This is a genomic window from Candidatus Magnetominusculus dajiuhuensis, assembly GCF_046044395.1.
Lineage (GTDB): Bacteria > Nitrospirota > Thermodesulfovibrionia > Thermodesulfovibrionales > Magnetobacteriaceae > Magnetominusculus > Magnetominusculus dajiuhuensis.
In genome coordinates this window covers 1-9,815 of sequence record NZ_JBJUSG010000131.1, presented here as the reverse complement: position 1 = coordinate 9,815, position 9,815 = coordinate 1, and the positions used below count along the sequence as shown (strand labels likewise).

Here is a 9,815-nt window from a genome sequence, read left to right as displayed (position 1 = left end):
ATTATACTATACATACTACCAGTATCGTTCTTGCCTTCACCGAGAATCGCTGGTTTTGTTGTGGTTCTTTTTACTGCCTTATGTTATACTAGCTGGCTAAGAGGAGGCCGCCATGGACCTTAAGACCTATTTAGGAGAGAAAAAAGCGCTCATTGAGGATTTCGTCAGTGGATATTTCAGACAACCTATCGCCCCTGAGGTCCTGCACGAATCCATGAAATATTCTCTTTTGGCCGGGGGCAAGAGGATACGCCCGGTACTGTGCCTGACCGCCTATGAGACATGCGGTGGCAACGGACAGGATATCCTGCCACAGGCGGCCGCTATTGAGCTTATACACACTTATTCACTCATCCACGACGACCTTCCCGCTATGGACGACGACGCCCTCAGGCGCGGCAAGCCCACTAACCATGTCATCTACGGAGAGGCGATGGCCATACTGGCCGGTGATGGCCTTTTGACAGAGGCATTCAGGATGTTCTCCGGTAATGGCAGCCTTGCACCCGCGGTGCTTCTTAAGGCCATCAATGAGCTGTCTTCTGCTGCCGGCCTCTTAGGCATGGTCGCAGGCCAGGCCATGGATATAATCTCAGAGGGTAAGGCGCATGACAAAAAGGTACTGGAATTCATCCACCGCAACAAAACAGCCGCCCTTTTGAAGGCCTCCGTGCAGTTGGGTGGGATTTTGTATAATGCTGAAGATGCCGAAATGGACTCACTTACCGGCTACGGCGAGGCAATAGGACTTGCCTTTCAAATAGTGGACGATATTCTCGACGTAACGGGCACGACGGAGGAACTTGGAAAGCCCCGCGGCTCGGATGAAAATAAAAATAAACTGACATACCCCGCTATGTATGGAGTAGAGGGGTCAAGGACTATGGCAAAGGAACAAATTGACAGGGCGCTTCAGTCGGTCGAATTTTTCGGCCCAAAGGCGCACTGGTTTGAGGAAATAGCTAATTATCTTTTAAAGAGGTCAAATTAAAACCCTATGATATTGAAAGATATAAAATCCCCGCAGGACATAAAACAACTCGACTTAGGCGAACTTGAAGAACTGGCACAGGAAATCAGAGACTGCATAATCAACCGTGTCTCAATAAACGGCGGGCATCTGGCCTCAAGCCTCGGCGTCATAGAGCTGACAATAGCCATGCACTATGTATTTAAATCCCCGCGCGACAAGATAATATGGGACGTCGGCCACCAATGCTACCCGCACAAGCTGCTCACAGGCCGATACGACACATTCCATACGTTGAGGCAATACGGCGGCATATCCGGTTTCCCGCGCCGCGTTGAGAGCCAACACGACGCATTTGGAGTCGGCCACAGCTCAACAAGCATCTCGGCAGCCCTCGGAATCGCAGAGGGACGTGAACTAACGGCAAAGCATTTCAAGGTCATAGCGGTAATCGGAGACGGCGCAATGACCGGCGGGCTGGCCTTCGAGGGGCTTAACCACGCCGGACACCTTAAGAAAGACCTCATCGTCGTCTTAAACGACAACGAGATGTCTATTTCTAAAAATGTCGGCGCGCTCTCGTCATATTTGACGAAGATAATGGCCGGAAATCTGTATAAAAAATTCAAGAAAGAGACTAAAAACATAATCGAAATCATACCAAAAGTGGGCGGCCATGTATCTAAGCTCGCGCAAAAGACCGAGGACACGCTGAAGTATTTCTTCCTTCCCGGTATGCTTTTTGAGGAACTAGGCTTTTCCTATGCCGGTCCGGTTGACGGCCACGACATCGCCAAACTCATTGATACGTTTCAGTGTATAAAGGACTCCACGACCCCCATGCTTATTCACGTTGTGACGACTAAGGGCAAGGGCTATGAGTTCTCCGAAAAAAATCCCGCGACATTTCACGGCGTCGGGCCGTTTGAGCTGGAGACCGGTGAACTAAGGACGTCCCCTCAGAGGCCATCCTTCAGCGCCGTGTTCGGGCAGCACCTCACAGAGGCAGCCGAAAAAGACCCCCGTATTGTGGCAATCACCGCCGCTATGAAGGCAGGCACGGGGCTGAGGGAATTTGCTGCACGTTTCCCTGAGAGGTTTTATGACGTGGGAATAGCCGAACCCCATGCCGTCACCTTTGCCGCCGGCATGGCCACACAAGGGCTTAGGCCCGTTGTGGCAATATACTCCACCTTCTTACAGAGGGCATACGACGAAATAATACACGACGTGTGCCTGCAGAACTTGCCCGTAGTGTTTGCGGTGGACAGGGCGGGGATTGTCGGCGAAGACGGCCCCACGCACCACGGCGTTTATGACATATCTTTTTTAAGGCATATCCCAAATCTCACTATCATGTCCCCGAAAAACTCCATCGAGATGAAAGAAATGCTCAAACTATCAATCACCCACGAAGGCCCGTCTGTCATCAGGTACTCAAGGGACTGCATGAACGAGGAAATCGAGGCGTCAAAGACGGCCGTCGAAATGGGAAAGGCCGAGGTCATAGAGGAAGGCGGTGATGTTGCCATTCTTGCCGTCGGGGGCTGTGTTCTGGCGGCCATACACACGGCCCATCGCCTGAGAGAGAAGGGAATCACCGCAATGGTAGTAAATGTAAGGTTCATCAAGCCGCTTGACACTGCCCTTATCAGAGAGATTGCAGGGACAATAGGTAAGATTATTACCGTAGAGGAAAATGTGTTGGCCGGAGGCTTCGGCAGCTCAGTCCTCGAATATCTGAACTCTGCGGATGCCGGAGAAGACACTAAGGACGTTGGGGTAAAGATAGTCGCCCTCCCGGACCGCTTCGTCGAGCACGGCAGCCAGCCGCTGCTAAGACACCTCTACGGCCTTGATGACGACGGTATATATCACGCAGCCCTTGTACTATTAAAACAACTGAAAGAGGCGTAGGTGGTGTCTGATGTGTGCATTATTTGGGCATGAGATATGTAAACGGCTCTATTGGGATGTTCCTTAGTATCCAGAAGAGGACGATGACAACGGGGACAACCCATGTGTACCGGGCGTACTGATGAGACAACCATGGCGGGCGAGGAAACACCCTAATCTCCAAAGCGATGCCAACTGCCAGAAAGGGCAGCGCCAAGACTGTCAGAGGATTGAGCCTGAACGCGGCGGTATAATTGCCGTGAAGCAGTTGGTGTAGCGCACGCGTACTGCCGCAGCCCGGGCAGTAGAGGCCAGTAAGCTGGTAAAACAAGCACTTGGGGTAAAACCCGTTCAAAGAAGGGTCATACATATACACTGTGGCGGCTGCCACTATCAGAGCCGCCACTATCAGAATTGATAAGAAAACTGTTCGCAACACTGTTCGCAATATAATACCTGTATGTTCAATTCAGTGCGATAACGCGCCCCCGATAAACGCCACAGCGCCTATAAACGCCAGACCTACCCATGATGCGATGGAAATCCAGCACCACATTTTAGCCTTTTTTGAGCTGTGCCGGGCGCCGGCCACATCGCCGACCCTAAGCCTGGTGCCTACCTGCGCCGAATATACTATGGCGACAATACCCACAGGCAGACAGCAAAACAAGGTTGACAAAATAGACCACACGAGATAGTCCGGGACATGGTCCTGCGCGCGATATGGCTCTGCGCCACCCAAAGGCTGATGAGCGTCAACAAAAGGCTGATGAAGCAGCGCCTCACATTTGACACACTTATAGTAGTTGTCTTCGTTTTGGCTCCCGCATCTGGAACAATAAATCATTACCGTATCCCCTCATATGAATTAACAAACCACAGGATTGTAACATTTAACCCATGACAAAATAAATCCTGCGGATATCATAAAATCCTGCGGGGCTTTTGACATAGGGGTCTATTCTGTGGTACAATCCCCATGCGAATATAATACTTGTGCATATGAAGCCGTATAAATAAAATTTGTGATTAAAAGGAGGTGAAAACGATGAAGAAGATATTAGCAATGTCACTGGTATTAGTTTTTGGCTTTGCCACATTGGCAATGGCTGGAGGCTTTGATAAGTGCGCCGGTTGCCATAATGGAAAGGTCGCCCCTGATAAGGCGGCTATGGTAGCAAAGCTGAAGACCGCTGCCGCCTTTGTACAGGCCGCGAAGGATTCGAAAAATCCTATGATGAACGCAGTCAAGGGCAACGAGGCCAACCTAAAGGAAGCAGCCGCAGACGCGGGTCTGAAATAATTTCACAATTTACAAAGGCAGACAGGCCCTGGCTGCTTGTCTGCCTTTGTATATGAGCCCCCGGCCAGTATATGAGCCACCGGACACTTAAAACGTTAAGACATACCGCTGCCGCGGGGCTGATAGTCGCCGCGCTGGTGTTTTGTGCCGCCTGCGTAACCATTGAAAAAAAACCAGAGACAATAGGCCGCGGGGCAGTCTGGATACCCGTCCAGAAATCATTGGATAAGATGAGGGCTGAATGCTGGGGCGTTAATCCATTCCTACTGAGTCCACAGAAGGCAAGCCAGTGTTGTATAGATATTATGGAGGGCGCGGGTGCGACGCCTGAGGCGGTTGCCTTCTCCCGTGCGATGCTTCAAAAAAGGGGCGATACCTTTTGTTATATTTCGTCATTTAAGAAAGTGTCAATAGTGGATATAGCAGAGTTAGTGTGCCCATTCAGAGATGAGGAAACATCGGATATGGTTTTGTTAAACGGGCAGCCCGCCATAGTGGAGATAAATGACATGAGCAACATAGGCAAAATAAACATGCTATCCGAACCAGACTATCTTAAAATGCTGGGCAAGCACACTGAGGCCCTGCTGTGGCCATATACCGACGGGCTTGTGGAAATGAAAAAACTGCCCGAAGGCAGAGAGCGGTATGTGTTTGCCTTCAGGTGGTTAAACGGCTGCGAGGCCTGTCCGCTTGCGGGAACTATGACAGTAGGATATGACTTTAACGCCGCTGGCAGTTTTATCGGGGTCAAATTAATAAAACTGGTTACGGCTGAGTAATTGGGGTATATCTGAAATCCCCCTTATCTCTCACCCTGCCGTTGACTTTAACTTATGTACCCTTGTCCTTCTGGTGATAAACGCCATCACCTTTGACACTAAAAAGGCCGGGTCGTTTTTCAGCATGAACAGAAGGTACTGTTTGCTTCGTTTCAGCCTTACCGAGAATTTATTGTTGTACTTGTAAAGCCATCGGGCTATGGTGTTTACGTATTTATCGAAGTCCTCGCGTTTTATGTTTTTTACATAATATGCGTCCGGCCAGAAGGGAAAGCTGTTCCAGTCCTGCCCGGGTGCAACGAGGCCCATCTCTATACACTTATCGTACTCGGAACTGCCCGGCATCGGGTCGAATATGTTAAAGGCAAGCTCCCCGGCCCGCAGCTCTTTCATCAAATTAAACGTGTCCGTAAGGTCTTCTATTGTCTCATCCGGGAACCCCGCCATAAAGAACCCGCCAACGCCGATTCCCTTTTTCTGAATCAAATCAAACGCCTTTTTTATCTGCTCGTTAGAGACATCCTTGTTTATCAGTTTCTTTATTCGCTCACTGCCGCTCTCTACCCCTATCTCCAGCTTTACGCAGCCGGCCTCTTTCATCAAATCAAGGATTTCGCTGTCAATTAAATCCGCCCTCGTGGCAGTCTTCCAGCTTATCCTCAGGCCGGATTCGATAATTGACCTGCAGTAGCGTTCAATAACCTTGCGGTTAATGGTAAATGAATCGTCCCAGAACATGATGTAGCGGGTTCCATAATTTTGTTTCAGGGTCTTAATCTCCCTGATTACATTTTCGGGGCTTCTAAGGCGCACTTTTTTGTCCCAGAAATTGCGCGATGAACAGAACGTGCATCGAAACGGGCAGCCCCTTGAGACAATCATGCTGCCGAGGGATTTAAAATCAAACGATTCGGGGTACAGGACTGCCTCTCTTGCAGGAGGCGGGATTCTATCAATTTCGGCAATGGCTTCTCTCATCGGATTGTGCACTATGGCCGCGTTTTTCTTAAATGACAGGCCTCGTATAGCAGAGAAAAAGCCGCCGTTTTTCAGCGTGTTGCATAGCTCCAGCGCGGCATATTCGCCCTCGCCCCTGATTACGAAATCCACCTCATCGTTTTTCAGGCATTGCTCCGGCATAAAACTCGGATGCAGCCCACCCCATAAGACGTAGCAGTCCTTATCATACTCCTTGCAGAGCTTGCTTATCTTAAGTGCGGAGGCCACCTCCACCGAAAGGAGCGAGATGCCTACAAGGTCAGGCTTATATGCCCTCAGGGTCTGCCTGACCTCTTCCCACACATAATGGGAGTCGTTGTTTATGGCGTCAAGGTATCTGTGATAGTTCTTTGAGCGCAGGTCAAATCCGATGTCGGCGTCGGGGATGAGGGCGTTGTCACCTTTTCGTGGGTTTTCGGCGTGGTACAGGTTTGCGTCGTAACCGTTTTCCCTTAATACGGCGGTAATATAACCCAGACCCAGAGGGAAGTACGGGGCCTGCCCGGCCCCTTTGAGCCTCGTGTAAGGTGGTCTTATCAGTAATATCCTCATCTCACCTTCTCCTGGCATAATAAACTATCCATATTAACCACATCATCCACAGGGGGCGACTGCCCGTCGGCGAAAAAGCTGGCATCCCCAAGCCCTGCCATAAATGTGCGAAGAGAGAGAAAATCAAGGTAGTGGCACGGGTATTTTAACACATACGGCTCCAGCCGCTGCCCGAAGGCGCGTATGAAGGCCGCGTTTGCCCTCTGCCTTCCCTGCCTGTCTTTGGGTCTTACATCAGGGCAGGGCAGTGGTTTCTCTATTATCATAGTGTTATACCCCTTAGCGTCTCTTAAAACAAATGTGGGAAGGACGGTGCAACCCGTGCGCAGCGCAATCTCCGCCGAACCGGTTGAAAAAAAAGCCTTTTTGCCGAGGAACTCAACTGACACGCGTTCCCTTCCCCCACCGCCGTCTATGGCAACGCCGAGGATTTCATTTCTCCTCAGACACAGGAATGCCTCTTTCAATGAACCGAATATATTTATATGTTTTACTGGCAGGGACTGCTCGCAGCGCCACTTTATCTCCATCGTCTTTCTCTCTATGAGGTTTTGTCCGTTGCCCAGTATGTCAGTCCACACGGTAGCGGGGGCGCTCAACTGGCTCATCTTAAATCCCCTGTAACCGATGGCCGGCATGACCATCTGGTTTGCCCCGAAGTGGGCAAAGACCAGCATCGTGCCCTTGCCGGAGGCGATACCCTCGTTGAGATGTCCGATGCCTTCTATCCCGATTATTCCATAGATATTCTCTTCGTTCATTGCGGGATAGAAAAACGTCTCAATTTCTTTCTGGAATAGATTTGTAAACGTCATCCTTACCATTGAGTCAATATCTTTGTCTGCGGCATCAGGGAAAAGCAGCCGCGCTTCCTGTTCGACGGCCTTTCTTTTCCTGCCTCTTAGGTAAAACGCGGCCATCCCCATAAGCCCTCCCACCGTATAAGAGGCACCCAGAGGCAGCAGCCGAACACCAAACCGCACAGGGTAAAAATAAAAAAACTTCGCGGCGCTTTTGACAAACGCCGTTAATCTCTTCATGAACGCACCTTCATAATCGCGGTCAACGGCCTGGTCTGAAAAATCTAAGATATTTCATAACATTTAATCTCATAGCGGTCTCTTTGACAAATGCCCACTCCTCATCATCAATGGCTCGCAGGGCCAACACCAACAATACAAACGCGGCCTCAACGGCCATAAACCTTACCGAGGCCCACACACCCTCAATCGCCATAGAGCCTATTATAACAAAAATCGCGGCCATAAATATCTTAAGCGTGCCTACAACCGGTATTTTAACAATCCTCCTGTGCATGATATAGCATGAAACCGCGAAACTCACAAAATATGCCGAGATGCCGGAGGCTGCCGCCCCCATAAATCCGTAGGCCGGTACGGTAAAATACATTGACACACAGACGAATATAAAAGGCGCGAGATTACACAGGACAAACTCCTTCTGCATCTTCAGCGATATTAGAAAAATATGTATAAAGTTTGTGATAAATAAAAAAGCCACCGCAAACGATAGTAATCTCAGGACACCGGCCGACGGGGCATATTTTGTCCCATATAATAACAGGACAAGCTCTTTTGAAAAGATAAAAAATACGATAGAGATATTTACCGAAAACAGCAGGAAGAACTTAAAGAGTTTCCTGCCCGTGCGTTTGATCTTTTCGAAGTCGTTCTCAGAGACAAGAATGGACAGCCGCGGCAGGAACACGGTGACAAATATCTCGCTCAGGATGAGGGTTTGAATAATAAGCCCATGGCCGGTCTCAAAAAACGCCACATCGGCGGCCCCCTTAAGTTCTTTTAAAAACAGCGCCGGAACTCTGGCAAGGAGCTGCGCGAACAATACACCAAGCCCTAGACTGAACGAATTCACAATAAATGTCTTAAATAACTCTTTGGGCAAAACACGGGCCGGCCTTGTGAATTTCCCGGCCATAATCCTTACGCTGATAAATAGTTGTACCGCGTTGGCCACACAAATAGCGGCGATTACGTAGGCGTATCCGCCCTTTAGCAATATCAGAGTTGAGACAAGCGCCAGTACCACCGCCGAATATATGGTGGTTATAAACATCTCATAGCGCATCTTCTCATATGCCCTGAAGACATCTTTCGCCAGGTCAGAAAATGCGCGAAATATCTCCGATAGTGAGGCGATTAATATAGCGGTGAACATCACCTTGTCAACCTTCATAATGATGGAGACAATAACAAGCGAAGAAAAGGCGGCAATGGTAAAATACCCTCGCAGCTTAAAGGCAATGCCGATATAGATTGCCGCCCTACCCCTATCGCCTGAGACCTCGCGCACCAGCGTCTGCCCGATACCATAAAACGCCACGCTCATAACGCTTGCCGTGAGGTTAGTTATAAAGATGAAGTTGCCGAAGTCGCTGACGCCGAGGCTTCTGGCAAGTCCAAAAAGGAGCATAAATCCGGTGCCAATCCTCAATATCCTTGATATAAGTATAAAGACATAGTTTCTTGCAAGTAAGTCAATAGGGTTTTCAGGTGGAGGGCCAGCGCTGCCGCCCACCTTGACATCCTCCCGCGGCTGTGGTATAGTATAGGTATGGCTGCGCGTCCCTGTGCGCTCAGTGATGCCTTCCTGAGCCTTGACGAAGGTATCATATGGAATGGGGGTAGATGGCTCAGGTCTATCAAGAGGATATGGTGCGCCACTCTTACGCAGCAGTTTTTTGCCTTCCGCATATCCTTTTCTAAAGATTCCACCTGTAATAACAATATAATGCGCCGCGCCATGATCGCTTTTTAATTCGATAGCAGTCATGCCGTATCTACCGTTCTTTCTTATGAGCCACTTGCTTGTGCCTGAGCCTTGCCTTATCTCATCCCAATTTTTACATACATCCTCGACAAAATCTTTTGCATTTTTATAACCGGCCGCTTTTATTTTTTTAATTCTGCCACCATTGTCTGCAGTATTAAAATGATATTCCCCGTATTTTTCATCTCCTGCCTGTAACCTAATCGGCGCTTCCTTTCCCCCGATAGCATCAGCGACTTCCTTATCAATCCTGCCAAAATCATAAGTCCCATCGCTGGCTTTAACGAAGTCCTTCTCGTTCGGTCTCACCCCGGCCAACCGCTGCTAAACGTAAGAATATCCATGTATTTCATCGCGTACCGGCACAAACGATAATCTATCAGACAAGAGACTGTCAAGTATTGGCATGGAATACTGAAGCCGCCAACGGGCGGCAGTTGGAGTTTAAAGGACAAAACGTGGCGAGATTTACGGGGTGAAGGGGGGGTTACCCCCCCTTCGTCGT

General features: G+C 49.4%; 10 protein-coding genes. 4 read left to right on the top strand and 6 right to left on the bottom strand.

What is annotated here, in order from left to right:
• Window positions 1-112: 112 nt before the first annotated feature.
• Window positions 113-991, top strand: a complete 879-nt coding sequence (locus AB7D94_RS14505) for a polyprenyl synthetase family protein (RefSeq protein WP_420266664.1) — start codon at window positions 113-115, stop codon at window positions 989-991.
• A gap of 6 nt (window positions 992-997) precedes the next feature.
• The gene (gene dxs, locus AB7D94_RS14500; RefSeq protein WP_420266663.1) at window positions 998-2,887 is read left to right on the top strand and encodes a 1-deoxy-D-xylulose-5-phosphate synthase; all 1,890 of its coding nucleotides are present in this window, start codon (window positions 998-1,000) and stop codon (window positions 2,885-2,887) included.
• Between the two features lie 19 nt (window positions 2,888-2,906).
• Here the strand turns inward: dxs and AB7D94_RS14495 are convergent, their stop codons facing one another.
• Together AB7D94_RS14495 and AB7D94_RS14490 are read right to left on the bottom strand one after the other, a co-directional pair.
• A complete protein-coding gene (locus AB7D94_RS14495) occupies window positions 2,907-3,302 on the bottom strand; it encodes a DUF2752 domain-containing protein (protein WP_420266662.1) in 396 nt (131 codons plus the stop codon).
• A 33-nt stretch (window positions 3,303-3,335) separates the two neighbouring features.
• Window positions 3,336-3,608 (bottom strand): CD225/dispanin family protein, encoded by a 273-nt coding sequence (locus AB7D94_RS14490; protein ID WP_420266665.1) that lies wholly within the window; start codon window positions 3,606-3,608, stop codon window positions 3,336-3,338.
• 306 nt (window positions 3,609-3,914) lie between these two features.
• Between AB7D94_RS14490 and AB7D94_RS14485 the strand changes: the two genes are divergently transcribed.
• Window positions 3,915-4,169 (top strand): hypothetical protein, encoded by a 255-nt coding sequence (locus AB7D94_RS14485; RefSeq protein ID WP_420266661.1) that lies wholly within the window; start codon window positions 3,915-3,917, stop codon window positions 4,167-4,169.
• Window positions 4,170-4,240: 71 nt separating this feature from the next.
• Entirely contained in the window at window positions 4,241-4,951 is a 711-nt protein-coding gene (locus AB7D94_RS14480) for a hypothetical protein (protein ID WP_420266660.1), read from the top strand.
• Between the two features lie 30 nt (window positions 4,952-4,981).
• Here AB7D94_RS14480 and AB7D94_RS14475 read toward each other — a convergent pair whose 3' ends face one another.
• The 4 genes from AB7D94_RS14475 to AB7D94_RS14460 all read right to left on the bottom strand — a co-directional run.
• Window positions 4,982-6,502: a B12-binding domain-containing radical SAM protein gene (locus tag AB7D94_RS14475; RefSeq protein WP_420266659.1), complete on the bottom strand. Its 1,521-nt coding sequence runs from the start codon at window positions 6,500-6,502 to the stop codon at window positions 4,982-4,984.
• Window positions 6,499-7,542, bottom strand: coding sequence for a lysophospholipid acyltransferase family protein (locus AB7D94_RS14470; RefSeq protein WP_420266658.1), 1,044 nt, complete (start codon window positions 7,540-7,542; stop codon window positions 6,499-6,501). The genes AB7D94_RS14475 and AB7D94_RS14470 overlap by 4 nt, the downstream gene beginning before the upstream one ends.
• Before the next feature lie 22 nt (window positions 7,543-7,564).
• Window positions 7,565-9,619, bottom strand: a complete 2,055-nt coding sequence (locus AB7D94_RS14465; protein ID WP_420266657.1) for a flippase — start codon at window positions 9,617-9,619, stop codon at window positions 7,565-7,567.
• A partial coding sequence (locus AB7D94_RS14460; protein WP_420266656.1) for a hypothetical protein occupies window positions 9,616-9,815 on the bottom strand: 200 nt, incomplete at its 5' end. The genes AB7D94_RS14465 and AB7D94_RS14460, both read right to left, overlap by 4 nt.

What these genes read in the sequence shown, in the direction of transcription:
- AB7D94_RS14505 (WP_420266664.1), top strand. Translation starts at nt 113, where the DNA reads ATGGACCTTAAGACCTATTTAGGAGAGAAAAAAGCGCTCATTGAGGAT.
- dxs (WP_420266663.1), top strand. Translation starts at nt 998, where the DNA reads ATGATATTGAAAGATATAAAATCCCCGCAGGACATAAAACAACTCGAC.
- AB7D94_RS14485 (WP_420266661.1), top strand. Translation starts at nt 3,915, where the DNA reads ATGAAGAAGATATTAGCAATGTCACTGGTATTAGTTTTTGGCTTTGCC.
- AB7D94_RS14480 (WP_420266660.1), top strand. Translation starts at nt 4,241, where the DNA reads ATGAGCCACCGGACACTTAAAACGTTAAGACATACCGCTGCCGCGGGG.
- AB7D94_RS14475 (WP_420266659.1), bottom strand. Translation starts at nt 6,502, where the DNA reads ATGAGGATATTACTGATAAGACCACCTTACACGAGGCTCAAAGGGGCC.
- AB7D94_RS14470 (WP_420266658.1), bottom strand. Translation starts at nt 7,542, where the DNA reads ATGAAGAGATTAACGGCGTTTGTCAAAAGCGCCGCGAAGTTTTTTTAT.